This is a genomic window from Pseudarthrobacter defluvii (assembly GCF_030816725.1).
Classification (GTDB): Bacteria; Actinomycetota; Actinomycetes; order Actinomycetales; family Micrococcaceae; genus Arthrobacter; species Arthrobacter defluvii_A.
In genome coordinates, this window is record NZ_JAUSYG010000001.1 from 1,383,557 (window position 1) to 1,410,159 (window position 26,603).

17 protein-coding genes are annotated in these 26,603 nt (G+C 61.6%); 11 read left to right on the top strand and 6 right to left on the bottom strand.

Features of this window, described 5'->3' with window-relative positions; genetic code table 11:
- Positions 1-37: 37 nt before the first annotated feature.
- Together QF031_RS06490 and QF031_RS06495 are read left to right on the top strand one after the other, a co-directional pair.
- Positions 38-4,891, top strand: coding sequence for an NAD-glutamate dehydrogenase (locus QF031_RS06490; RefSeq protein ID WP_307425621.1), 4,854 nt, complete (start codon positions 38-40; stop codon positions 4,889-4,891).
- A gap of 27 nt (positions 4,892-4,918) precedes the next feature.
- Positions 4,919-6,385, top strand: a complete 1,467-nt coding sequence (locus tag QF031_RS06495) for a sensor histidine kinase (protein WP_307425625.1) — start codon at positions 4,919-4,921, stop codon at positions 6,383-6,385.
- 140 nt (positions 6,386-6,525) lie between these two features.
- Here the strand turns inward: QF031_RS06495 and QF031_RS06500 are convergent, their stop codons facing one another.
- Positions 6,526-6,774 (bottom strand): WhiB family transcriptional regulator, encoded by a 249-nt coding sequence (locus QF031_RS06500; RefSeq protein ID WP_003804966.1) that lies wholly within the window; start codon positions 6,772-6,774, stop codon positions 6,526-6,528.
- A gap of 229 nt (positions 6,775-7,003) precedes the next feature.
- On the opposite strand from QF031_RS06500, the gene QF031_RS06505 reads away from it, so the two are divergent.
- The gene (locus tag QF031_RS06505; protein WP_307425628.1) at positions 7,004-7,477 is read left to right on the top strand and encodes a hypothetical protein; all 474 of its coding nucleotides are present in this window, start codon (positions 7,004-7,006) and stop codon (positions 7,475-7,477) included.
- 49 nt (positions 7,478-7,526) lie between these two features.
- Here the strand turns inward: QF031_RS06505 and QF031_RS06510 are convergent, their stop codons facing one another.
- On the bottom strand, positions 7,527-11,627 hold the full coding sequence (locus QF031_RS06510; RefSeq protein ID WP_307425631.1) for an FtsK/SpoIIIE domain-containing protein: 4,101 nt from the start codon (positions 11,625-11,627) through the stop codon (positions 7,527-7,529).
- Between the two features lie 180 nt (positions 11,628-11,807).
- On the opposite strand from QF031_RS06510, the gene QF031_RS06515 reads away from it, so the two are divergent.
- The 7 genes from QF031_RS06515 (at position 11,808) to QF031_RS06545 (ending at position 21,002) form a co-directional block, all read left to right on the top strand.
- Entirely contained in the window at positions 11,808-12,392 is a 585-nt protein-coding gene (locus tag QF031_RS06515) for an acyltransferase (protein WP_307425634.1), read from the top strand.
- Positions 12,393-12,516: 124 nt separating this feature from the next.
- Positions 12,517-13,704, top strand: coding sequence for a UDP-galactopyranose mutase (gene glf / locus QF031_RS06520; protein ID WP_307425637.1), 1,188 nt, complete (start codon positions 12,517-12,519; stop codon positions 13,702-13,704).
- On the top strand, positions 13,701-15,725 hold the full coding sequence (locus QF031_RS06525) for a glycosyltransferase (RefSeq protein ID WP_307425639.1): 2,025 nt from the start codon (positions 13,701-13,703) through the stop codon (positions 15,723-15,725). Before glf ends, QF031_RS06525 begins: the two co-directional genes overlap by 4 nt.
- Complete coding sequence (locus tag QF031_RS06530; protein WP_307425642.1) at positions 15,722-16,603, top strand: ABC transporter permease; 882 nt, start codon at positions 15,722-15,724, stop codon at positions 16,601-16,603. The genes QF031_RS06525 and QF031_RS06530 overlap by 4 nt, the downstream gene beginning before the upstream one ends.
- On the top strand, positions 16,604-17,329 hold the full coding sequence (locus QF031_RS06535; RefSeq protein ID WP_307425644.1) for an ABC transporter ATP-binding protein: 726 nt from the start codon (positions 16,604-16,606) through the stop codon (positions 17,327-17,329).
- 112 nt (positions 17,330-17,441) lie between these two features.
- The gene (locus QF031_RS06540; RefSeq protein WP_370874494.1) at positions 17,442-19,469 is read left to right on the top strand and encodes a DUF6541 family protein; all 2,028 of its coding nucleotides are present in this window, start codon (positions 17,442-17,444) and stop codon (positions 19,467-19,469) included.
- A 216-nt stretch (positions 19,470-19,685) separates the two neighbouring features.
- Complete coding sequence (locus QF031_RS06545) at positions 19,686-21,002, top strand: hypothetical protein (RefSeq protein ID WP_307425647.1); 1,317 nt, start codon at positions 19,686-19,688, stop codon at positions 21,000-21,002.
- Positions 21,003-21,453: 451 nt separating this feature from the next.
- Here QF031_RS06545 and QF031_RS06550 read toward each other — a convergent pair whose 3' ends face one another.
- Complete coding sequence (locus QF031_RS06550; protein WP_307425651.1) at positions 21,454-22,677, bottom strand: lipopolysaccharide biosynthesis protein; 1,224 nt, start codon at positions 22,675-22,677, stop codon at positions 21,454-21,456.
- A 143-nt stretch (positions 22,678-22,820) separates the two neighbouring features.
- On the opposite strand from QF031_RS06550, the gene QF031_RS06555 reads away from it, so the two are divergent.
- Entirely contained in the window at positions 22,821-23,744 is a 924-nt protein-coding gene (locus QF031_RS06555) for a glycosyltransferase family 2 protein (protein WP_307425654.1), read from the top strand.
- Here the strand turns inward: QF031_RS06555 and QF031_RS06560 are convergent.
- From QF031_RS06560 to QF031_RS06570, 3 genes are read right to left on the bottom strand one after another with little or no spacing between them, the layout of a single operon-like run.
- Positions 23,741-24,778: a glycosyltransferase gene (locus QF031_RS06560; RefSeq protein ID WP_307425657.1), complete on the bottom strand. Its 1,038-nt coding sequence runs from the start codon at positions 24,776-24,778 to the stop codon at positions 23,741-23,743. The two genes, QF031_RS06555 and QF031_RS06560, sit on opposite strands and share 4 nt — an antisense overlap.
- Entirely contained in the window at positions 24,775-25,482 is a 708-nt protein-coding gene (locus tag QF031_RS06565; RefSeq protein WP_370874495.1) for a glycosyltransferase, read from the bottom strand. The genes QF031_RS06560 and QF031_RS06565 overlap by 4 nt, the downstream gene beginning before the upstream one ends.
- Positions 25,483-25,514: 32 nt before the next feature.
- Positions 25,515-26,444, bottom strand: coding sequence for a glycosyltransferase (locus QF031_RS06570; RefSeq protein WP_307425663.1), 930 nt, complete (start codon positions 26,442-26,444; stop codon positions 25,515-25,517).
- Positions 26,445-26,603: the final 159 nt, after the last annotated feature.

Here is a 26,603-nt window from a genome sequence, read left to right on the forward strand (position 1 = left end):
AAAGGTGCGGCGAATATCTCTGATGGAGGCGTTGTCGATGTCGTCTGGATCCAGTGTGGAGGACCAGCCCCTTTCCATTGAAGGCCTTGAGGGTTTCATGGGGGACTACTACCAGCACCTGGCTGAGGAGGATGCGCGGAGCTACCCCCGCGATGTGCTGGAGGCCCGGGCCGAAGAGCACCGCCGTGCAGCTTCCGCCAGGCAACCGGGACAAGCCAGGATCTCGATTGTCGACGAAGAAGACAGCAGCGTTATTTTCATCGTCACCGATGACATGCCGTTCCTTGTCGACTCAGTAAACTCCGAACTTGTCCGGCAGCACGCGGCCATCAAGCTTGTGGTCCACCCTCTTTTCGTGGCCACCCGCAACCGGGAAAGCGGTGAGCTTGTCAAGGTCAATAGGGTGCCGGCACACCTGGGTATCTCCAGCGGGGACACTGCCGCGATGCCCAACCTTTCCCACCTGATCGCGCAGGGTGAGAACGCTTCGCACATGGAGTCCTGGATAGCGGTCGAAATCCAGCGCGTTTCGGATGAAACGAAGACGTCCCTGCTCGAGGGCCTGACGCGCGTGCTGAAGGACGTCCGCGCCGCCGTCGAGGACTGGCCCAGGATGCGCCAGAAAGCCCTGGAGATCGCCGAAAGCCTGGACCGCGTGGCAAACTCCGCGCAGATTGCCGAACTGCGGCAGGCAAAAGACCTGCTGCGGTGGCTGGACGACGGGAACTTCACGTTCCTTGGCTACCGTGAATACGACCTGCTCAACGTGGACGGTGAAGACGTCCTTGAATTGCGCGAAGACAGCGGCCTGGGGCTGCTGCGCGCCGCCGCAGACTCCCCGCACATCCAGCACCTCACCGACACCGGCCGCAAAAAGGCACGGGAAAAGCGCGCGCTCGTCATCACCAAGGCCAACTCTCGTTCCACCGTGCACCGCTCTGCCTACCTGGATTACATCGGCATCAAAAGCTTCGACGCCGCCGGCAACGTCAACGGCGAACGGCGCTTCATTGGACTCTTCGCCACCAGCGCCTACGCCGGTTCCGTCCGCGACATTCCCATCGTCCGGGAGAAGGTGGACGCCGTGCTGCAGAACGCAGGCTTCCCGCCTGACTCACACTCCGGCAAGGACCTGCTCGGAATCCTGGAAACCTACCCCCGCGACGAGCTGTTCCAGATTGAAGTCCCGGATCTTGCCGCCACCGCGCTCGGAATCCAGAAGCTGCAGGAACGGCGACGCACCCGGCTGTTCCTGAGGCCGGACATCTACGGACGCTTCATGTCCGCCGTTGTGTACCTGCCCCGTGACCGCTACACCACCAACGTCCGGCTCCGCATCGAACAGGAACTGCGGGAAACGTTCCAGGCAGTCTCGATCGACTACGAAGCGCGGATGACCGAATCAGCGCTCGCACGGTTGTTCTTCCGCATCCGGCTGCCCAAGGACGCCGACGTCAGCAACGTCAACACTGACGAGCTGGAAAAGCGGCTGGTCCGGGCGGCACGGTCATGGAGTGAAGGCATCGCTGAAGTTCTGCGCGAGGGCCGCGACGCGGCAGAAGCCAAGGAACTTGCCGCTATCTGGGCCGAGGCGTTTCCTGCCAGCTACCGTGTGGACTACGAAGTAGAGGACGCTCTTGAAGACATTGCGCGCTTCGAGAAGTACGGGGCTGCGGCCGAACGCAGCGCCGGCGCGCGGCAGGACCGGCCCGGCGTGCACGTATACCTTCCCGAGGGGGCCGGTGCCACCCTTGAAGAGGATGCCCGGGTCAAGCTTTACATGCTGGAGCCCAAGAGCCTGAGCCAGATCCTGCCGTACTTCCACAACCTGGGACTCGAGGTCCTGGACGAGCGCCCGTTCGAAATTGAAACAGCGGACCACCGGGACTTCTTCCTGTACGACCTCGGGCTGAAGTACCCGGCGGGAGTGGACCCCATGTCAACAGGCGGGCTGCTGGCAGAGTCCTTTGGCGCGGCCGTCACCGGTGCTGCGGAATCGGACAGCTTTGACCGGCTGGTGCTGCGGGAAGGCCTGCACTGGCGGCAGATCACGGTCTTGCGGGCCTATGCGCGCTACATGCGCCAGATGGGCAACAGCAGTTCCTTCGGCTTCATGGCGGACACGCTCCTTACCAATCCGGACGTGACCAGGGGCCTGACTGCACTCTTCGCGGCCCGCTTTGATCCGGCTCTGGACGATGAGAGCCGTGCTGAGGCCCAGGCGTCCGTTCGGGACGAACTGGCAGCTTCCATCGAGAAGGTGGCAACGCTCGACGCCGACCGGGTGCTGCGCACTTTCGTCAACCTGATGGAGGCGACCCTACGCACCAACTTCTACCAGGACAGGCCCCACCTCAGCTTCAAGCTGGATCCGGCGCAGATCGAAGGGCTGCCGTTCCCGCGCCCCATGTTCGAAATCTGGGTTTATTCTCCCCGGGTGGAAGGCGTGCACCTTCGGTTCGGCAAGGTGGCCCGTGGCGGCCTCCGCTGGTCCGACCGCCGGGAGGATTTCCGGACCGAAGTCCTGGGCCTGGTAAAGGCACAGACAGTCAAGAACGCCGTGATCGTCCCCACGGGGGCAAAAGGCGGCTTCTTCGCCAAGCAGCTTCCGGATCCCTCGACGGACCGCGCGGCCTGGATGGCGGAAGGCGTCGAAAGCTACAAGACCTTCATCCGGGGGCTGCTGGACCTTACTGACAACCTCCTGACCGAGGGCGACGGCGAGCGGCTTGTGCCGCCGTCGAACGTTGTCAGGCATGACGACGACGACTCCTACCTTGTGGTCGCGGCGGACAAGGGCACGGCTACTTTCTCCGACATCGCCAACGGCCTGTCCGCGGAGTACGGTTTCTGGCTGGGCGACGCCTTCGCCTCCGGCGGTTCCGTGGGCTACGACCACAAGGCCATGGGCATCACGGCACGGGGCGCCTGGGAATCGGTGAAGCGGCACTTCAGCGAGCTCGACCTGGATACACAGACCGAGCCGTTCACCGTGGTGGGCGTCGGGGACATGTCCGGCGACGTGTTCGGCAACGGAATGCTCCTGTCCCGCCACATCCGCCTGCTGGCCGCCTTCGACCACCGGCACATTTTCCTGGATCCCAACCCGGATGAGGAATCCTCGTTTGCAGAGCGGAAGCGGCTGTTCGAGCTGCCCAGATCCTCGTGGGACGACTACGACAAATCCCTGATCAGTGAAGGCGGCGGGGTCTTCGCCCGTCAGGCCAAGTCCATTCCCGTATCCGCGCAGGTCCGGGCCGCGCTGGGCCTGCCCGCGGACACCACGGAAGTCAGTCCGCCCGAACTGCTGCGTGCCATCCTGCTGGCACCCGCCGACCTGCTGTACAACGGCGGAATTGGAACCTATGTCAAGGCCAGTTCGGAGTCCAACGCCTCTGTTGGTGACAAAGCCAACGACGCCATCCGTGTCAACGGCCGGGACCTGCGGGTCAAGGTGGTGGGCGAAGGCGGAAACCTCGGCATGACCCAGCGCGGCCGCATCGAGGCAGCCCTGCAGGGTGTCATCCTCAACACGGACGCCATTGACAACTCGGCGGGCGTGGACTGCTCCGACCACGAGGTCAACATCAAGATCTTCGTGGACCGGATGGTCGCGGCCGGCAAGCTGCCCGCGAACGAGCGCGCCGACTTCCTCGCGTCGATGACCGATGAGGTGGGCCGCCTGGTCCTGGAAGACAACATCGACCAGAACATCCTGCTCCTCAATGACCGCACCCGGGTCGCGGAGTGGAGCCCCAGCTACGAACGGCTCATGGACTGGCTGGAGAAGAGCGCCGACCTGAACAGGGACCTCGAAGCGCTGCCCAGCACCGAAACCCTCCGGGAACGGCTGCAGCAGGGGCAGGGGCTGACTTCCCCGGAACTGTCGGTCCTGGCCGCCTACGCCAAGATCGAACTGGCCACGGCCCTGCGGGACAGCGACCTCGCGGACGACCCGTGGTTCCGCGGGACGCTGCGTGCCTACTTCCCCCACCAGTTGCGCGAACGCTTTGACGCCGAGCTGGACACCCATCCGCTGCGCCGCGAGATCATCGCCACCGTGGTGGCGAACGACATGATCAATCTCGGCGGCATCACCTTCGCGTTCCGGGTCATGGAGGAAACCTCGGCCAGTGAAGTGGCGGTTGCCAAGGCTTTCGTAGCGCTGCGTGAGGTGTACGAACTCGATGCGATGGTGGCGGAACTGAACAGCCTGCCCGCGTCGTTCCCCACCGAGAACTGGAGCGCTGTCCACCTGGACATCCGGCGGCTCCTTGACCGGGCAGTCCGCTGGCTGCTCAGCCAGGAAAGTGTTTCGCGGCCCATTGCGGACGTGGTGGCCGAGTTCAAGCCGCTGATGGATCCGATGCGCGCCCGGCTGCTGGACTACCTGCGCGGCGATGACCGCGAGCGGGTGGCGGGGTGGCTGGCGAAGGGCCGCGAGTGGCAGCTTCCCGAAGACCTCGCCCTGCGCTGGGCGGAGCTGTTCGAGAGCTTCGTGCTGCTGGACATCGCCAAGATCGGGCGCTCACGGAAAGACCCCGTCGAGGAGATCGCGGCCGTTTACTACACCGTGTTCAACCGCTTCCACGCCGATTCGTTGCTGGAACGGATCAGCAGCCTGCCCCGGCAGGACCGGTGGCAGGCTCTTGCGCGTGCCGCCCTGCGCGATGATCTGTATTCCACGGTGTCGGATATGACGACGGCGGTGCTGGACGCCACGTCCTCCGCTGAGTCACCCGACGCGCGGCTCAAGGACTGGGAGTCCCAGAATGCCGAGCAGCTGGGCCGGGCAAAGAGCATGTTCGATGAGGTGAACGCCCTGGAGGCCGACGACATGGCCTCACTGTCGGTAGCATTGAGGCTCTTGAGGTCAATCGTCCGACGCTAGCAAGCCGGCGTCGCAAATGGAGGTGCAGTGGCAATCTTTACGGACCCCATCAGGGAACACGCTGATTTCGGGCCGGGGGATGCCGAATGGCTGCACCTCCTGGTGGGGGACTGGCAGATGGTTGCGGACCTGGCGTTCGCCGACCTGGCGCTGTGGTTCCCCCACCCGGAGCTTGGCTACATTGCCCTGGCACATGTGCGGCCCTCCACCACCCACACGGCGTTCCACAGCGACTTTGTGGGCGAGGGGATCCGGTCCGATCTGCAGCCACTGGTTGACAAGGCCTGGAACAGCAGGACCATCGAGCGTTCCAGCGAGACGAACTGGAACAGCGAGATGGCCCTGCGGGTGGAGGCCGTTCCCATGGTCCGCAACGGGAGGACCCTTGCGGTGGTGACTACCCACATGGATTTGTCCAGCTCCCGGATGCCGTCGCGGCTGGAACTGACCTACCGTCAGTGCGCCTACGACCTCCTGCGGATGGGCACCTTGGGACTGTGGCCGGACTTTGCCTCGCCCACCGGCTCCCGGCGGGGGGCTCCACGCGTGGGGGACGGACTGATCCGGCTGGATGCCGACGGCGTGGTGCAGTACGCCAGCCCCAACGGCGTGTCGGCCTTCCGGCGCCTGGGTGACGGCGAATCCCTGGAGGGCCGTTCACTGGCAGAGGTGACCGCGGGGTTGCTGAAAGACCGCCGGATGGTCGACGAAACCCTGCCGCTGGTGGTCACCGGACGCATGCCCTGGCGCAGCGAAATCGAGTCCCGGGGCGTAAGCCTCTCCCTGCGTGCCATCCCGCTCCGGGACGAGCAGCAGAGGTTCGGCGCGCTGGTACTCTGCCGCGACGTCTCGGAATTGCGCCGGCGTGAGCTGGAGCTGGTGACCAAGGACGCCACCATCCGGGAAATCCACCACCGGGTTAAGAACAATCTCCAGACGGTGGCTGCGCTCCTGCGGATGCAGTCCCGCCGCATGGTCAGCGACGAGGCAAAGCAGGGCCTGGAGCAGGCGATGCGCCGTGTTGCCACCATCGCGCTGGTCCATGAGACTCTGTCGCAGGGCCTTACCCAGAGTGTTGATTTTGACGAGCTGATCGGGCGCCAGTTCCGGCTGTCCGCTGAGGTGGCGTCCCCCTCACAGCAGGTCAGAACCGAGCGGGCAGGCACATTCGGCGAGCTTCCCAGCGATCTCGCCACCCCGCTTGCCCTTGTCATCAACGAACTGGTGACCAACGCCGTCGAGCACGGCCTCGAGGGCAGGGCGGGAACAGTGTGGCTTATTGCCGACCGGTCCGAAGGGGAAGACGGCGAAGAGCTGACGGTTACCATCGCCGACGACGGCGTGGGACTTCCCGAAACCCCGCACGTTGAAGGGCTGGGACTGCAGATCGTGCGGACTTTGGTCACCAGTGAACTGGGCGGCACCATCACCTGGCAACGCCGCGAGGGCGGCGGCACCGAAGTTAAAATCCGGCTGAGCCTCGCAGGCAGGTAGCAGCGTTCCCGCCCAGCACGTGTGGGCGAGGAGCCGGCAGTTACAGAGGAAACAGAGAGAAGCCCCGGCTAATCCAGACTGGATTGTCCCGGGGCTTCTCTCTGTTTACAGCTCGAGTGGGTCGTGCCTTGCCCGGTGCGCTACGAGGCGCGGCGTGCGCGTGCAGCGCGCCGTTTCAGTGCGCGGCGCTCGTCTTCGCTCATCCCGCCCCATACACCGGCGTCCTGGCCGGACTCAAGGGCCCACTGCAGGCATGTGTCCACGACGGGGCACCGCCGGCAGACGCTCTTGGCTTCCTCGATCTGGAGGAGAGCCGGTCCTGTATTCCCGACGGGGAAGAACAGTTCCGGGTCCTTGTCGAGGCACGCTGCGCGATTACGCCAATCCATGCTGATCAATTGCTCCATTTCTGGGAAATGCCTTTGTGAAATTATTCACTAGTGGCTACAAAGGAAAAGGGCCCTTTGGGCCCCCTTGGTCATCTGCATCAAGCCTGTCATGTTAACGCTGTGTAAACAAGGGGTTCCAACGCCCGAAATCCCCCGAAACCTGAGCGATGCGTCACAGTGGCAGCTTGCGCCCTCACCAGTGTCCGACTATGTCCGGTAGGGTGCCAGTGTGTCAAGACCCCCGGTGAACCCAGCAGGTACCCCGTCTTCTCCCGGTGACGCAGGCGGAGGTGCCGACCGCCCGGCTGCCGTGCCTGCGGCGGCAAAGGTGGTGGCGCTTGTGGCAGCGGCCGAAGCGTGCGCCCTCCTGGCGGCGGCCGGGTGGTACGCCTACGAGCTCCTGGCCGGGAGCCCTGTCCTGTCGTTCTGGGGCGCCGTCTTCACGTTGGGACTCCTGCTGGCCTTTTCCGCCTGGCTGTTTGCCGTGGCCGTCTTTCTCTACCGCGGATACCGGTGGACCAGGGCGGCTGCCCTGGTGGCCCAACTCTTTGTACTGACCGTCGGGGTACCTGCCGTGACCAGCGGCCTGGTCCTGGCAGGGCTCGCAATGGTGGTCCCGGCGGTCATCGCAATCGTTCTCCTCTTCTCCAGCAAGGTGATAAGCCATGCCTCCCGCACAGGCAGTGCGCCCCCCGCCCTCTGACCCGCTGCCGGGGCCTTTCTGCGCTTCGCCTCAAGGGGTGCAGTGAAACTCACCCTCCTGCTTCCGCCAAGGCCACCTGAATGGGGAAGGAGCGGCCATCCCGGACCAGGATGCCGCGGCCGGGTGGGGGATTGGACTCCAGCTCGAACCGGCTCCCGAACAGGTCGCCGTCGGCTGCTGAACGCGGGCAGAGTAGAAGTCCGACGCCCGATGCCCTGGCATTCATCATCAACGGAACGCGCTGGAGAAGCAGTGGACTGAAAGCGGCGGTAACCGCGGCAGGAAAGCCCAGGGCGTTTACTTGGGCCAGGTCCCTTACCGCAGGCGGGGGGAGCAGGTCCACGTCGTCAACGAGGAAAATTGTCCCCCGGGGCACTTTCCCTGCCGTGGTCTGCACCAGCAGCTCAGCCCAAAAACCCTCTGCATCTTCCGGCGATCCAGGGCACGGGTACCAGGACTGCCCTGGGTTGAGCGCCTCCAGTGCGTGCAGGGTGTTGGTCTTGCCGCTTCCGTGGCTGCCAAGTATCGCCATCACGGAGGCTGCGGGTAGCTGAAAGGACATCGGAGCAGGTTCGTCCCCGGCCACTCCCAGGAAAATGTCGCGCTGCCGCCCGCACAGTCCTGCCGGCTGGATCGTCGCCCGTCTCCCGGACTGGTGCCCGCCGTCACGCAGTTCCCGGCCTGGCAACGGCTGCTCCGATGGGGGAGCAACTTCCGCAGGCCCCGCCATCGCTGCCACCTGCCTGACCGTGACTGTCGACGGAAGGGGTTCCACGCGGAAGGGCGGTGAGCTGGCAGGCCGGTAATTGGGGCTGCAGCTGCCAGCCCGGGCAGGGACAGGGGCTCGGTAAAACTGGCATACCGTGGGGCCGCCGCCAGAGACAGGGCCGAAGGCTGCCGCCCGGCCGCGGACGGCAGGAATGGAAGGCAGCCTCGGCCACATGGCCCGGCTTTCCTCGGTGGAACCTGCCGGAAAGTAGAAGCGGTTGGGAAGGGAGCCAAAGAACCTCGCCGTCACCAGCTCGCGCTCGCCGGACAGCAGCAGCGTGATTCCTGCCCTGTCTCCGTCACGGACGAGGTCGTGAACCAGGTCCTCCGCCCAAGCTAAGGGTCCCGACCGGAACGCCGAAACCCAGGATCCCCAACCCGCGATGACGAGGACAAGTCGTACCTGGCCCGCGGCTCCATTGCTCGACCGCTGCCCAAGTTCCCCGACAAGCCGCTCCAGGATTCGTACTCCCCGCCGCAGGTCATGCAGCCCTGCATGTGCCCCCGTCCTGGCTGCTCCCGCCAGGGACATGAAAGTTCCGGGGGCATCCAGCAGATAGAAGTGGGTTTCGGCCGGCCCGGAAATCAGTTTGCGGACGGCTAGTTCCAGGCCTTCCCCGGCGCCGGAGGCAGGACTGCCAATAAAGGCTGCGTGGCCATGGGAGGGGCTCCAAACCAGGGCTTCTACCTCTTGTTTTTCAGGGACATCCATCAAGCCCAGCCCAATCTCGCCGTTCGGGCTCAAGGGTTGGATGCCGGCGCGTTCAGCGGTTTCCGGATCCGATGCCGTGTCTCCGGGAGCGGGGTCTTCCAGTTGCTCCGGCAAGGGAGGAGCAACAGGCCTTCTCGGTGGCGGTTTCCACTGCGCAGCGCACAAGTCCCGCACCATGGCTGCCAATGGTTCCACTGCCTGTGCGGGGGTTGGCGTGGACGATTTGCTGCTGCCGGAGTCGGTCTCCGGGGAGGCGAGGTAGTCAATGGTCCGGCGGACTTCAACGGCAGCGGGATGTACGATCTCGGAAGTTACCGCCAAGGAGGCTCCCTGGAACTCCTCGGCTGCCTCCGCTCCACGGGCCAGGAAGGCGCGGCCAGGCGTGCCGATACTGATGGCCGCGGCGTCTTTGGAGTTGACGATATCTACCGACTCCATGTCTGACTGCACGCGAAGGGCAATGTTGGAGGTGACGTTTGCGCGGATATCTGCTGTTAGTGCGCCCTGCGGCCTTTGCGTTGCCATCACCAAGTGGATGCCCAGCGATCGCCCGATAGACGCTATCCGCAGCAGCTCGCGGAGTACTTCCGGGGCGTCGTCAACCAGCATCCTAAACTCGTCAATGACGATGACGAGGTGGGGGAGGACTAAGTCCCGGGCGGCAGGTGCAGAGGCATAGGCGGAGATGTCAGGGACGCGGGCCGCCGAAAGGCAGTTCTCACGGAGCCGGACTTCGGCGCGGAGTGACGCCAGTGTTCGATCCATTTCGGCAGGCGAAAGGTCTGTCTGCAGGCCGACGCAATGCACGAGGCTGCTTAGCGGGCCAAGTCCTGAACCGCCCTTGAAATCGATGAAAAAGAAGTTGACCCGCTCCGGCGGGTGGCTCAGGGCGAGGGCAAGCGTGAGGCTTCGGAGCAGTTCGGACTTTCCTGATCCTGTGGTGCCTGCCACCAGGAGGTGGGGTCCGTCGCTGTGAAGATCGATGAGTTTGATTCCCGATGCGCCAAGGCCCAGTGGCGCGGCGAGTCCGTCACACTGCCCGCTGGAGTTCCACCGCTGAGCGATTGCCGCTGGCGTAAGGTCCAGGACCTGGTCGAGGCTGCAGTCAGACGGAACAGCCTTGTCCTGAGCCCCGCCCTCGAAGTGTTCGGTCGCCAGGCGCCTGCAGAAACTGGTAAACACTTCTTCCGGCACCAGGTCCGGGACGAAGGCAGTCTTGCGGCCGTCCAGCAGCAGGACTGAGTTGCGTTCGGACAGAAGGACATCGCGTACAGGCCCTTCCTCTTCGTCCGGAAAGAAATGAAGAACCTGCCATCCCCGCTGAAGTGCTGCTTCAGACACCCGATGTTCAGCCTCAACGGCCTCGGGCTCCCCCCGAATCAACAAAACACCGAAATTGCAGCCTGGGGGATGAGCGCTGTTCACGACCCTCAAAGTGGCATTGATTGTTGCCGTGAGGGTGACGCCGGGAAGGTACCGTGCGGGCAGCGGAAGGTTTCCTGGGCTGCCATGGACGACGACGTGGGCGGCAGCCGCGCTGGGATAGCCCGCCAGTTGCATGAGAAGGGACCGGATGACACCGTCTGCTGAAAACCGCGGGCCCCGTACTGTGGTGAGCCGGTGCTGGGGGTCAAGCAGGAGGGGGACCACTCCGAGGGCTGGAATTGCCTGTTCGGCGCCCGTTGGTTCAATACGAATATTCGGTGCCTGTTCTGCCTGCCCCAGCCGCAGCCAAATGCCATCGAGAGCAGAACCATCACTCGGCGCCTCTCTTTCCCGTGCTGCTGCCAACGCCACGAGCGGCAGGGGAGGTGCGGCCCGCCGTCGGCGCTTCCTGTCTTCCTCGACGGCGGCCTGCACAGCGGCGAAGAGTTCCCGCCTCTGCCGCCTTCCAGTGAGTGCGGGGATCAGGATTGAGAACGCGGAAACCAGGGAAAAGGCAAGGAACATCCACATCCCCGTCAGAAGTGCCAGCAGCACCCCGATGGCGAGTGGGAGAACCGCGGTCACCAGAAGCGCAACGCGGTTTCCGGCCTCGACCCGGCCGGAGACCACGAGGGGTTCCACCACCGACCTTCCGGCATCTGCGAGGATCCCCGGGGGCAGTTCTGCAAAAACCAGCGACAAGTCCGACTGCCCGCACCTGATGCTGGAGTCCGTGGAGATGACGGTGCTTCGGATTCGCTCCCCGTTAACGTACGTACCGTTGGCACTGTCCAGGTCAACCAGCATGATGTCCGTGTCAGTGACGACTACACGGGCGTGTTCGCGGGAGAGTTCGGGATCCTGAATGACGATGCGTGTTCCGCTGCGGCCAATGCTGTAGCTGCCACGCCGTAGCGGCACGACTGTGCCCGCTGCCGCTCCGCTGTCGACGGCGAGGGCCAGCGGAACGGCAGAACAGTCGCCGTGCTGGAGCTTAGGCCTTCGCCTAAGGGGCGTGGCGCCGCCGTCGACAAAGATTGCCGCCTCCACCAGCGGCGGAACGCCGAGGACCAGGGAGCGCAGATCCACTCCGTCCACGGTGACCTCGCCCGCACCGAAGTTCTGTACCAGTTGGTGGTGAATCACCGAACCGGAAGTGCCAGGAGGGGCATCGATGGACAGTTCCACAGGTGGCTGGACCTTCGGTGACCCTGGGCCGCCAACCAGTGTGCAGTTAAGTGTCATGGTTGGGATCCTTCGTGTAGATGCATACACGCTAGCCATGGCATGCACCACGGGTCAGGCGGTTCAGGAGCTATGTGGATAAAAGTGCGGTTTCTGGGCTTCGTGGAAGGGGGCAGCGCGGTTAGGATCGCTACACCCCGGACTTGGCCAAGTCGGTCCGACAGTTGCGAAGGAGCCGTCTTGACCACGATCGCTGACAGCGCGGACGTTGATGCCGGAGCCCGCATCGGGGCAGGCAGCAAGGTGTGGCAACTAGCGCAGATCAGGGAGGAAGCACGCTTGGGGGAGAACTGCGTCATCGGCCGGGGTGCCTATATAGGGCCTGGAGTGATCCTGGGGGAGAACTGCAAGGTCCAGAATTACGCGCTGGTATACGAGCCTGCAGTCCTTGAGGCAGGCGTCTTCATTGGCCCCGCGGTGGTGCTGACCAACGATGTCTTTCCCCGGGCTGTCACTCCGCAGGGCGTCCTCAAGACGGAGGATGACTGGGACAAAGTGGGTGTCACCATCCGGCAAGGGGCTGCCATCGGGGCGCGGGCCGTCTGCATAGCACCCGTGATTATCGGTGCGTGGGCCACGGTGGCGGCAGGCGCCGTCGTCACCAAGGACGTGCCGGACTTTGCGCTTGTTGCCGGGGTGCCCGCGCGGCGTATCGGCTGGGTCGGTAAGGCAGGCGAGCCGCTCCGGCAGGAGGGCGGGCAGTGGATTTGCCCCGGTACAGGCGAGGCCTACGTCGAGGACAAAGGGGAGCTGCGCCCCGCCTGACGCCATCCTGTGCGCCGGCTCACAGCGGGCGGGCTGATTCGACGGGCCCTGCAGTCCCTCGGGTAGGCTAGAGCAGCAGACAATGCGCATCATTGCGCTGCCCGCATTCGAACCAGGAGATTTTGTGACCGCTGACCTCGTCATCGTAGGGTCCGGCTTTTTTGGCCTGACAATCGCAGAACAGGCCGCCACTGAGCTCGGCCTGAAGGTCGTTGTCATCGACCGCCGCCATCACATCGGCGGAAACGCGTACAGCGAAAAGGAAGAGCAGACGGGGATTGAAATCCACCGGTACGGCGCCCACCTTTTCCACACTTCAAACGAGCGGGTGTGGGAGTACGTCAACCGGTTCACTACCTTCACGGACTACGTGCACAAGGTCTATGGGGTCCACAAGGGCGAGGTTTACTCGCTGCCGATCAACCTGGCTACCATCAACCAGTTCTTCCGGGCCAACCTCAGCCCCGGTGAGGCCAGGGACCTTATCCAGGAGCAGGCCGGCGAACTGGCGGGGACGGACCCGCAAAACCTGAACGACAAGGGCATCCAGCTCATTGGCCGTCCGTTGTACGAAGCGTTCATCAAGCACTACACGGGCAAGCAGTGGCAGACGGATCCCAAGGACCTGCCGGCGGGCATCATTTCCCGTCTGCCGGTGCGCTACAACTACGACAACCGGTACTTCAACGACAAGTACGAGGGCCTGCCGACCAACGGCTACACGGCGTGGATCGAAAAGATGGCCGAGCACCCCAACATTGAGGTTCGGCTCAACACCGACTTCTTCGACGAGTCCCACGAGTACAGCAAGAACAAGGTCGTGGGAAACATCCCCGTCATCTACACCGGCCCGGTTGACCGCTACTTCGACTACGCCGAGGGTGACCTGTCCTGGCGCACCATTGACTTCGAGGAAGAAGTCCTGGAGATGGGTGACTTCCAGGGCACCTCCGTTGTGAATTATAACGACGCCGACGTTCCTTACACCCGCATTATCGAACCCCGCCACTTCCACCCTGAGCGCGACTACCAGACCGAGAGGACGGTCATCATGCGCGAGTTCTCACGTTTCGCGGAGAAGGGTGACGAGCCCTACTACCCGGTCAACACTTCCGCTGACCGGGAGCGCCTCCTGAAGTACCGGGACCTGGCAGCGGCCGAAAAAGACGTTTTGTTCGGTGGCCGGCTGGGCACGTACAAGTACCTGGACATGCACATGGCTATCGGTGCGGCGCTCAGCATGTTCGACAACAAGATCCGGCCGCACTTTGAAAGCGGCGCCCAGCTTGAAAGCGGGGGAGTCGACGCATGAGCGTCCCAACCGACAACAGGACGAAGAACTCCGTGAAAACTGATGCTCGCGAGAAGCGGCGGGCGTGGCAGACGCTTCAGCGCGTGATCCTGCCCAGCGCCAGCCAGATGGACACGGTTCCCCTGTATATGGACATGGGGACCGCTACGGGTATCCAACTGCCCACTGCGGGGGACCGGGATGGTAAGGCGACCAGGGCCCGGACCATCAGCAGCCCCACCAAGGAAGCGCACGTGGAGGACTTTCTTTCACGGCATTCAACCTCTGTCCGCTCGGGCGAACGGGTGTCCTTCGGTACCTACTTCAACGCTTTTCCGGCCAGTTACTGGCGGCGGTGGACCACAGTGGACAAAGTCCGGCTGCAAGTGCGGACCCAAGGGACCGGCTCCGTCATCGTGTACAAGTCGAACGCGCGCGGGTCCCTGCAGCGGGTGGACACCCGGAGGGTTGAGGGCACCACGGAAAGCACGTTTGATCTTTCCCTCGCGCCCTTTGGTGATGGCGGTTGGTACTGGTTTGACCTGCTCGCCGGTACAGAGCCGCTGGTCATGGTCGATGCCGAGTGGCAGGGGCCCGCGGTTGACAACGCGCCTGGGTCCGTCACCCTTCAGATCACCACCCTGAACAAAACGGACTTCTGCCTGAACAACCTCCGGCTCCTTGCCGACAGTGAAGATGCCCTTGCCCATGTGCAGGAGATCCTGATTGTCGATCAGGGTACACAGAAACTTTCCGATGCTGAGGGCTTCGAAGACGTCAAGCGGTCCCTGAAGGGCAAGCTCCGTATCATCAACCAGTCCAACCTGGGTGGTTCGGGCGGATTCGCCCGGGGCATGTTTGAGGCCGTTGAGAACGGCAGCGATTATGCCCTGTTGATGGACGACGACGTGGTTGTTGAACCCGAGAGCATTGTCCGCCTGCTGACCTTTGCGGACCGGTGCAAGACTCCGACCCTGGTGGGCGGGCACATGTTCGACCTTTACAACCGCACCGTCCTGCATACCTTCGGCGAGGTGGTTAATCCCTACAGGTTCCAGCCCTCGCTCCCCAGCGAGGACATGATCCTGGGCCATGACTTCCTTTCGTCCAACCTGCGCCAGACCCCCTGGCTGCACCGCCGTTGCGACGTTGATTACAACGGCTGGTGGATGTGCCTCATCCCCACCCAGGTAATTCGCGAAATCGGGCTCTCGCTCCCGTTATTCATCAAGTGGGACGATTCCGAGTACGGGTTGCGGGCCAAGGCGGCCGGCTATCCGACGGTGTCGCTTCCCGGGTCAGCTGTCTGGCATGTTTCCTGGATCGACAAGGACGACCTTGTTGGCTGGCAGGCCTACTTCCACGCCCGGAACAGGGTAGTGGCAGCGCTTCTGCACAGCCCTTACGAGTTCGGTGGCAGGGTCATCAAGGAGTCGCAATACGCCGACGTCAAGCATCTGGTCTCGATGCAGTACGCTACGGCGCAGGGCCGGCAGTGGGCATTGGAAGATGTGTTGAGGGGACCGGACGCCCTGCCAGGGCTGCTGTCAGCCAAGTTGCCGGAGATCCGCGAAATGATGTCCGCCCACTCTGACGCCGTTTTCCGGCCCGACCCTGATGACTTCCCGGCGGCTAAGATGGATAAGCCCCCACGCCGCGGCCACGGGCCCTCGCAACCGCGGAAGCTGACGCTGCTGCCTTGGGCGGCCAAGACTGTTGTCAGGCAGTTGGCGAGTCCGGTCAAGGGCACCAGCGCAGAACGGCCGCAGACGACGGTTGCACACCAGGACAACCGGTGGTGGAGGATGGCGCAGTACGACAGTGCTGTGGTCTCCAACGCTGAAGGCACAGGAGCCTCCTGGTACCGGCGTGATCCCAAGCGGCTGAGGACGATGCTGGCCGAAAGCGCCAAGCTCCACTCGGCCCTGCTCAAGGATTGGCCCGCTCTTAGCAAGAAGTACAAGGCCGCCGTTTCGGATCTGACTTCCATGGAATCCTGGAGGAAGACGTTCGAGCAACACACCCAGAACGAGATCAAGTGAGCGCAATCGCCTCCGGTGAGCTAACCACTCCCGGACTTGGAGGTGGACTGCGCGACATTAAGCAGTCTGGCTTCCTACTTAAGCTGCTGGTCCGGAAAGAGCTCAAGGTGCGTTACCGGGGCTCCGTGCTGGGCCTTCTCTGGTCGTATGTGAAGCCAGGAGTGCAGTTCATCGTCTTTTATGTGGCCTTGGGCGTTTTCCTCGGCCTCGAGCGAAGCGCGCGGAACCCCGAAGGGCTGGCCAACTATGCGGTCTACCTGTTTTCGGGCATCGTCCTGATCAATTTCTTTACCGAGGCGCTGGGCAACGCGGCAAGGTCCATCGTGAATAACGGAAACCTCATCAAGAAGATCTATCTTCCTCGCGAGCTCTTTCCCGTTGCCTCCGTCTGGGTATCGGCAGTGCACTTCTTCCCGCAGTTGGTGGTGCTGGTCATTGGGTGTGCCCTGGCTGGCTGGCATCCCAACCTCATTCAGCTGCTGGCTGCCGTTGCGGGTTTCGTCATCGTGGCTCTGCTGGCTACCGGGCTGGGTCTCCTGTTCGGGGCTGCCAACGTCTACTTCCGTGACTCTGAGAACCTGGTGGACATGCTCCTGATGATCGCCACTTGGGCTTCCCCGGTCATGTATGCATGGTCGATGGTCCAGGAAAAGCTCGGCGCAGGTTGGTTCGCCGTTTACCAAGCGAACCCGATCACGATCGGGGTGGAACTTTTCCACTATGCGTTCTGGTTCCCCACCACGGACGGATCCGCGGTCATGCCCCCGAACCTCTTCAGTCTTTGGCTCTTTGTTGGGCTGGGTGTGGCCCTGGCCATCCTCCTCCTGGGCCAGTTCACCTTCCGGCGCCTTGAGGGCCGTTTCGCGCAGGAGCTCTAAGTGGTCAAGGCAATTGAAGTTTCCGATATCAGCAAGCAGTTTGTCCTGCGCCACACAAGGTCCATCAAAGAAGCAGTCGTCTGGCTTATAAAGGGGCGCAAGGGAGATCTGTCCGAAAAGTTCCACGCCCTGAAAAACGTCTCCGTGGACATTGAGGCCGGGGAAACCGTGGCGCTCCTGGGCTTGAACGGTTCCGGCAAGTCCACCCTGCTCAAGCACATTTCGGGAGTCATGCTCCCCGACACTGGATCGGTAAAGACGAGGGGCCGGGTCGCCGGACTCATCGAAGTCGGCGCCGGTTTCCACCCCGACCTTTCCGGCCGGGACAATGTCTTCCTCAATGGCGCCATCCTGGGAATGACTGAGCAACAGATCAAGGACAGATTTGACGACATCGTCGAGTTTTCCGAGATCGGCCAGTTCATAGACACCGAGGTCAAGTTCTACTCCTCGGGGATGTATCTAAGGCTGGCCTTTTCGGTGGCTGTGCATACAGACCCCGAGGTCTTCTTGATCGACGAGATCCTCGCTGTCGGTGATGAGCCTTTCCAGCGTAAATGCATCGACAAAATCCAGGATCTGGCGCGGGACGGCAAAACGCTGGTGGTGGTGAGCCACGACTTGGACCTTGTCTCAAGGATCTGCAAGCGCGGTGTTCTCCTCAAGCATGGTGAACTGATTTTCGACGGCCCGATCCACGACGCCGTCGGCTTGTTGCGTAACTAGCCATAAAAACTTTCCTTTCGCGGATGTCTGCCTGAGACGTCCGAGATGTTTTCAGGAGGCAGCCGCGGGCCCGCCCACCGCGTCTGCGCTCCGATAGCCGTATGGAGGACTTTTGTCTTGGTTTGATGCAGTACCACAATTTGTCCTCGCGGTGGCCCTGCTCTTCATTCCAGGCCTGGCTGTGGCGTTCGCAGCGCGGCTTCGCGGGCTTCGAGTATTTGCTGTTGCCCCGGGGATCAGCGTTTCGATAGTGGCTGTTTCCGCGATCGCCGCTCCGTTTGTGGGAGTTCGATGGTCGCTACTGCCCGTCTTGGTTACAGCGGTAGTGGTAACCGGACTCGCCTTTGCTGCCGCAATTGTGGTTTCGAGGAAGCGCGCACCACTGCCGCCCAACAGGTCGCGGAGCGCGTGGGCGTGGGGGAGCGTGGGTGCTTCTCTCTTGGCAGTGGTCCTGGCTGCGGTGTTGATTTCCCGACGGCTCATTCAGGCCATAGGCCAGCCGGAGGCGTTTTCCCAAACCTTCGACAACGTCTTCCATTTAAACGCCATCCGCTACATTCTCGATACCGGTTCCGGGTCGTCGTTGACGCTGAATGCAATGACTGGGGCTACATCTTATCCCGCCGCTTGGCACGATCTTGTTTCGCTCGTGGTAACCGCAGGGGGAGGTGGGATTCCGGAATCCGTAAACGTCATAAACATTGTCGTGGCAGCCCTCGTCTGGCCCCTCGGCTGCCTCTTCCTTGCTCAAACGATCTGGGGAAGCCGCCCTGCGGTGCTCCTGTCGGCGGGTGTTCTGTCGGCGGCTTTCGGCGCCTTCCCCATTAGCTTGCTTGACTTCGGGGTTTTGTACCCGAATTTCCTCGCCGTTGCGCTCCTGCCACTCGTCGTGGCCATCACGCTGGAAATGCTCGGCCTGTCCCAGGTACCAGCAAACTCCAGGATCATCGCGGCGCTGGTTTTGCTTGCCGTGCTTCCGGGCCTCGCCCTGGCCCACCCGAGCGCAGCCATGGCATGGATTGCCATGGTGGCGCCTCCCGTCGCCTACGTCTACGCCTGCCTTGCGGTGCGAACCCTCTCGTCCACCCTAGGGCGGAGGCGAGTGCTGGCTATCGTCGCTTTTACGGCGGCAGCCGCGGCCGCCGTCGTCATAGTCCGCATTCTGTGGAATGCTGTCCGGCCGCCGGCCGAGGCTGCCTTTTGGCCACCGGTGGAAAGCACGGGCCAGGCAATCGGCGAAGTCATCGCCAGCTCGGCGATCGGCAGGCCCGTCGCCTGGGCGGTGCTGCTGTTGACCGTAGTAGGACTCTACGTGACGGTCAGGTCTGTCCGGCACGTGTGGCTGTTGGGCACGTATGCGGTGGTGGCGTTTCTGTTCATCGTGGTCAGCTCCTTCCCCGCTGATGAATTCCGAAGCTTTTGGACAGGCATCTGGTACAACGATCCGCCAAGGCTTGCCGCGCTGTTGCCTATGGTGACGCTTCCCTTCGCATGTCGCGGCGCGGTTGTCATTTGGGAACTCATCCTCAAGGCTGGGAGGACGGGTCAAGCCTTCTTGAGCCACAGGAGATCAGCAGGTGGTGGCTCCGCTGCAGGAGCAGGCCTGGTAAAGCCGGTAACCTATCTGGTCGCCTCCGGCTTGGTTGCCCTGGTGGCGCTTGGTTTTGTCACGCAGCGCCAAAATGTTCGCCAGGCCCAGGATTCCATGGCGGGCTCCTACCGGCTGTCCGACGACTCACCCCTGGTTTCCAAGTCCGAGTTAGAGCTGATCGACCGTCTTCCCGGTGAGGTACCGGCAGACGCCGTCATGATGGGGAACCCGTACAACGGGAGTTCCTTGGCATATGCCTTGGCAGACCGGAAACTGATCCAGCTCCACATCCTCAGCGCGGTACCCGATGGGACCGCCGCGCTTCTAAACGGACCTGTTCCTGCGAAAGACGACCCTTCAGTCTGCCCAACAGTGAAAAAGCTGAACATCGAGTACATTCTGGACTTCGGACACCGTGAGGTACACGGAAGGGACAACGGCTACAAAGGTTTGGACGCGCTGATATCTGCGGGAAGGGCAACACTGGAAGACTCGCAGGGCCAAGCGAAGCTCTACAAGCTTGACCTGTGCCCGGCATCATCTGAATAGGGCGTCGACTTGCACGTGACTGAGTGGTCATTAACAGGTCTCTCTGCGACAACCCTTCACGTCGTCGCATGCTCAACGCATTCTCCTGCCGGCAGCAGACCGGGCTTACGTACCGCGGTTCCAACCGGGACACACGCGAATGGTGTTCTAATTTTGAATTGAGAGAGGGGGCCGCAGAAATTGGTAGAAACTTCACTGCGTGGACAGACAGGCGAGATGGAAGGTGACCCGGGAACTTCCCATCGCTGGCGCGGATTCGCGCGATGGATGTTGAATGGGGGTATTGTCCTTCTGGGTGCATCGGTTGCATTTGCCAGACTGCCTTGGGACGCGCAACGAACCATTTGGGCTGAAGATGGTGGGATTTTCCTAAATGACGCCCTAAATGGCACTGGGTGGGCCGGAATTTTCTCGCCCTATGAAGGATATCTTCACGTTATTCCTCGCCTTGGCGCTAACCTGGTTGTTAGCCTTTTCGCCGTTGGTAATTTCGGACTGGCCATGAACTTCGCCAGTTGCCTCGTTGTATCTTTAGTAGCTTTGCTGGTTTTTTACTTGTCGAAGCCGTTTTCGGACAGTTTGCTAGTCAGACTCTGTTGGGCTTCCCTGACGATCCTGGTTGCACCAGGGCCGTTGGAGACGCTGGCAAACTTTGCTAATGTCCACTGGTATCTTCTATGGCTTACGCCGTGGCTGCTGCTGAAGGCTGCAAGGAGTAGAACGGAAGGAATACTGCTCTTCGTGGTATCTCTTCTTGTCTCCCTTACGGAGATACTGTCTGTCATGTTCTTACCGCTATTTTTTTATGGCCTTCGTGACAAATCGAAGTGGTTTGCGAGAGGAGGCTTGATTACCGGCATAGTTTGTCAGGTTGCTACCACAATTGCTTTCCCGCGATCTCCGTCCTCAGGCTATCCGGTTAACGTGCAGTCAGTCATTGAAGGGTGGTTTCTGAATAGCAGTAGCGCGTTGCTGTATGGCAGTTCCTTCAACATTTCGAACTTGGTTCGCTCATATGGACCCTTGCCTGTAGTCTTTGCTGCCGTGCCTTTTTTCCTTGTTTTCACTTTCATCATGTGGAAGGGAAAATCATCACATCGTATTCTGGCAACTATTATGGTCGCGGCATCAATAGGTACCTGGGCTGCTACTCAAGTTGTGAACCCTCAGCCATTTTTTGACTACGCGTCATTTACTGACGCTGAGTGGGGTGGGTTTTTCCTGTCCCGCTACAGCACTGTTCCTTCGATGTTCCTCCTGGCCCTATTGCCCTTGGCCGCCGCAGTTCTCCTATCCTTCTCGCGCGCGGCGTGGTCGGCCGTGCTCGGATGTTTTTTAGTGTTACAGCTTGTCTTTTTCTTCCCAACTGTCGTCTCACGGTCTGAGGGTCCGGTCTGGAGCGAGGGAGTCAGGGCTGGACAGGAAGCCTGCCTAAAAGATCCGGGGTTAGTCGCCTCCGGCATCCAGATTGCACCGCGGGGATGGTTTGCGGACAAGGTAAACATAAGCTGCAACAGACTTTTGGAGCGGTAGGCGCAAATCTGTGCGGTGAGGGCGCATGGATGTTCGTGCGGTTGCTGAAATTTTCACAGAAGCCATGGAAGGGCTTTGGCGGTCCGTTGTAAATGGCCTGCTTTGATGATGCTCGTGCCGCCGGTCTGGCCGTACTGTGCAACAGGATGCGCGTTCTTGTAGTTGCGTGCGCTGGTGACCGCACACCGCTGCTGCGAAAGACCGGCTTTAGACCGTGGTCAAGAAGACCGCTCAGCCGGAAACCAACCGGTTCTGGCGCAATATCTGCAGGTGATGGAAAGGGTCGCAGTCGTCGCGAGAGACCCGTTGGCGGGCAGCGTGCAAAGTCGCTGTCTGGCCAGCGAGCTGCCCCGCAGCTTTCCGGGTGACATCGCCGGTCACGAGCACCTGCCGATGCCGTAGCGGGACCCAGGCGGTCCCGTCGGGACTCATCTGCCGCAGACAGAGGTGCCTAGCCGGTGGATCTCAGGTGACGCCTTAGCACGCGTATTTGGAATGCGGCCACCGCCACTTCTGATAAAGCCATGCCCCAAACGACACCTGTCACACCAAAGTTGACAGCGCCAAGGAGTATCAACGGGACGCCAAAAAGAGCTCCAACTATTGTGGAGCTCGCGAGCTCCCTGGCCTTGCCAATGGGGACCAAACAGGCGAGTCCGATGACTTGTGAAACGGCGACGGCGGCAAAACTAACACCCACAGGGGTGCTTAGGTTAAAGCCAAAGTTGTTTTGTCCCGGAACAAGAAGCTGGGCGGCCCAGGGGCCCGCCGCAGCGAGAAGAGCGCCGCCCAAAAGCCCCATCATCGGGGCAAGCTGTGAAGCCCGCCTGATTCTATGGCCTACGGCTTCAGGACCTCCGTCCGGAATCCAACCCTGCACGAATTGAAGAACAGGGGAGAACGCTGTGACTGCGAAGCGGAAGAGACGATCGGTTATTGCGTAGCTCGCCAACTGTGCGGGAATCAGCATATTGACGACCAGCATTGGCAAGTTGACGTAAAAACTACCCGTGGCGGCTGTTATGACACCATGTCGTTGCTGAGCCAACTGGCGGACCGAATTCCGCAAGGAGAAGATAGCGACAAGATGGCCGGCGCCCCCGCGAAATATGACCATTGCACTGATGACTACCGCGCAGAGGTTGAAGACGAGTTGCGTGGCAACCAATGAGGTCAGATCGTGGGTCATGACCAAGATCCCCACGCCCAACACAGTACCGAGCAACTGCGGGAGCGCATCAAAAAGGAATAACCTCATTGGCCTGCCCTCGCCGACAAAGTACCAGGAAGCCCCGACGAACGGCATGAGGTAGGCAGCCGAAGCGACACAAACAAACAGCACTTCACGCGGCCTGAGGACAGCCAAAACAATCATCATGGCCGGAGCTGTCAGTAAGAACAGGTAGGCCCGCGTGATCAGCGAGTCCAGGAAGAGCTGCGGCCGATCCTTGCGGCCCAGGGAAGCTACCAAGCCCGGACCGATGGTTCCCCAGCCGAAGGCGACAATCACACCGAAGAGCGTTGCGAGAGTCTGCACAAGAACCTGGACGGCCCACGCGTCAGCGCCGACCACTCTTGTGGTGACCGGTATCGCGAGGAGCCCAACGACAGTTCCTGCTCCAACCGTGAGGGCAAATGTACCTACGCGAAACAGGGCAGCCATGATTGCCTTCACGACGCTTAGACCAACCTTTCGTCCCGGCGCACGTTGAGCGCCAAAGCCTCAAGCTTAGAGCAGGAATACTGCCGCGGCTCCGCAGGGCTTCCCGGTTCCACTAAGCTGGATTGGTAACTCGCACCGCAAAGTCAGGATCCTTCATGTCCGTAGCAGCCGTAGTCGTGTCCTTCAACAGACTGGACTACCTGAAGAAGTGCCTCAGAGCTTTGGAAGCGCAGACACGTCCGCTCGATGAAATCATCGTGATCGAAAACGGATCCACTGACGGCAGTGCTGAATATGTAACGCAAAACCATCCAGGAATCACGCTGTTCGAGACTGGGGCAAACTTGGGTGGTGCTGGAGGTTTCGCCTGGGGCGTTGAGTTGGCCATACAGAAAGGTCACAGTTTTGCGTGGCTGATGGATGATGACGCAGAGCCTCGGCCTGGAGCATTGGCGCCCCTCCTTGACGTCATGGAAAGTGATTCGCCACCTGCATTTGCAGCACCGCTCGTTCGAGACCAGAATGGGGCAGTCGTGCCGGGTAACCTGCCCCCAATATCCACGAATGCGGAATCCCAGCTCAGGGCGCAACGACTGGGTGGTACCGCCATTAGTCACACAACGTTTGTTGGAGCTTTGATTGACCTCAAGCTTGCGGCCGCCACGACGTTGCCTTATGCCGACTTCTTTATCTGGTTTGATGACGTCGAGTACACGCAGCGACTGGCGCGGTCCTCCTTCGGTGTCCTGCTTATGTCCTCCGAAGTGCAGCACCCTAACAACGTTGCAGTTGTGGATATGGGCTGGCGCCTCTATTATTTCCTGCGCAACAGCCTATGGTTGACACGACTCGGCCGCCCTACCAAGGTCATGGCCTACCAACCGGTTGTCAGGTTTGTTGGGCTGGCCATACTGGCCGCAAGACAGTTCCCAGTCGCAAAAAGTAAGAAGACCTGGCTTTCCGGCACATTGCGTGGGTTGTATGCGGGCATGTTTACGTTGCCCAGGCCGCTGGAACCTGGTGAACTTTGGAACAGCTTGGGTCCGGAACGCCGGAGTAGCATCGCCAGCCGACTCTAGCGGGCCACCTTCTTCAGGGGTGCGCCGAGCAGGATCTCTACGGCTCTGATGGCAGAAACGTTGTTGCGCAGGACCCCAGCCGCCAGTAAGCGGAAGAGCCGTGCGAAGTTCGGGGATGCATATGCTTGCAGGCTGTCCCTCAAGTCACCATCCGTGGTGAAGTGTCCTGTTGCCGTCCGTTCAAGCAGGGTTTCTGCCATAAGGGTGCGCCATCCGAGCCCCGTTTTGTAGATAATGCGGCAGATACTCCGCGGGGACAAGCTTGCCTCGTACCTTTTGACGAACCGAACAGTGTTACGAATTGATGTCGATAGGCGCTGCCGTGATTCTCCTACAACATTGGCGCCGTGCTGGATGTAGTCCTGCAGCACCAAGTTCTCAATGCTGACTCCGCCAGATGCCAAGGCGCAAAGCCCGATCCAGTGATCGTGGTACTGGGATGGAGCGGCCAGCGACGGGAACGGCAGTGCCAAATCAAGGACTTCGCGGCGAAACACGCAAAGTGATCCTGTCACCTGGTTACTGGCAATGAGATCGGCAGCTCGGACGTTTCTCCTGTTCGTGACCGTGCCCAAGGCCGGGTCTTGGCCTGCGGCAGATACGTCCGGTGTTACGACCCGTGCCTGGCCGGTCACCAGAGCTGCTCTTTCCAGCCCGGGAAGCAATTCTTCGAGCTTCCCGGGATACCAATAGTCGTCCTGGTCACTCAGGGCGACCCAGCGGGCTCTCTCCGGGACGGCTTTGAGTGCGCGTTCAAAGTTGTGGTGGAATCCAAGGCGGTCCTCGTACCCGAGCACGTGGAACCGGTCGTCATCACCGCAGGCGCGCCGAACCATGTCCGCAACCCGTCGGTAATCTCCGTCCACGGAGATGAGGCAGATAAAGTCGCTGTGGGTTTGGGCCTGGATAGACCGAAGCTGCCGGGCGAAGAGGGGCTCGTCCGGCTGGTAGGCGGCGAGCGCCACGGCACCGAAAGAGGAAACAAAACCGGCTGCGCCGGGTTGCTCCGGGGCTGTGTGTGGCTGCGGAATCATCGGGCGTCAGCCTTCCTGCCCAGTGCCACAAAGAAGGCACGCAAGAGCATGATTCTGGCACGGAGGATGACCGCGACGGGTCGGCGCGTCTTGGGGGTCGTGTTGTCGTCGTGCAGGCGCCGGGCCACTGTCGGTGCCGCCACATGGACCATGTCCCGGTTGCGGTTGGCCACAATGGCGATCCATTGGTCGTGGGTTTCTTTGAGGAATCCAGGGAATGGAAGTATGAGCTTCTTTGCCCGGGCCGTGAATGCCATGGTGCACCCGTAGTAGGGACGAATGCCGATCCACGTCGTAATCAGGTTCGCCATCCAGCGTCTGCTGTCCGATTCTTTGAGCTGGACCTTGTGATATTTGTTCGCCGGGCCACCAAACACAGTGAAATTGCTCGCGGCAAAGTCCTTGGCCTGTAGGGCGGCGACCAGGGTGTCAACACGTCCGGCCAGCCACACGTCGTCCTGGTCGGACAGCATGATGTACTCACCTTTGCTTGCCGATATCGCCTTCTCGAAGCTGGCAACGTAACCAATGTTTTCCTTGTTACACAGGAGAATGATGCGCGGGTCTTCAAGCCGGCGGACGACCTCCAGCGTTGAGTCCTTCGAAGCGTCGTCCACAATGATGAGTTCGTCCTCGGAAGACAACTGCGCGAGGATGGAATCAACCTGTTCTGTGATGTAGTCCTGCCCGTTGTAGGTGGCCATGCAGACGGACACCCGCACCCTATCGTTTCCGCTCATCTGCTAATCCTCTGCTGAAAATCCGGATCGATCTTCCCGAGCCGCCCGAACCAGCCGTCCAGGCACCCTCGGACGAAGGCCCGGTATTGTCCCTTGCGGTTTGCTCCGTACATGATCCTGAAGAGATCGCTGACGATTTGGAAACGGAGCCTGCGGAGTAGCCAGACCGGAAACCTGGCACCGTACTGCCGCCAGAGGTGGATCTGGTTGCGGGCCATGTAGTACACCCGCCAAGGAGCATGCGAATGCACATGGCGTTTTCGGCCCAGGAACGAGACATGCCACCCGAAGAGCATCAATGGTTGTGCCTGACCCAGAGCATGAGTCATGTTGCAGCCCCTGCCGACCAGGGTTGCTAGACCGTGAGACCTGACGCGGAGGTTGTATTCGGAATCGACGAAGTCGATAAAGAGGCGCTCGTCGAGCATGCCAACGGTGTTGAGTGTAGAAACCGGGATGACGGCACCAGACTGGAGGGGATCGAAGGCCTCAGGGAAACGGGCACCCCGGGTGAGAAGCGGAACGTTGAGTCCGTTGTGCGACTGGGCACTGACCAGGCCGACGTTGACGCCGCTGGTACGGGCCGCCGCGAAGGTTTCGAGTGCGGCGGCAATGTAGCCATCGTCGAGGGCGGAGTCCTGGTCGAGGGTGACCACGAAGTCCGGCGACCAGCTCTTCAGTGCTGTCTCGATGCCCGCATTCAGTGCTGCGGCGATCCCGACGTTGTCGGGCATGCGCACGACCGTGCACCCCAGGTCTTCCAACTCCCGCAGCACGCCGCTGGTCTGCTGGAAATCCGAGCCGTCGTCGACCACTACTGTATGGATGACTTGCTGGTTGAGTTGCTTGACCCTCTCCGGCAGATCCTGGGGAGGGTGGAAGGCCGAAACTACGGCCACCACCCGCGGCTCACTCTGGTGCGTCACGTCTTATGGTTCCTTCTCGCTTACCGAAATAGACCGTTCCTGTGCGTCAGGGAACTGCCAGACAGCAGGCTTCAGTCTACCGTTGGCCGTGGGCCCCTCCATTCGGCTGCCCGTGGCCCCGCGCCCGCCTTTCAGGGAGAGTCCGGTGGGGAGGCCACG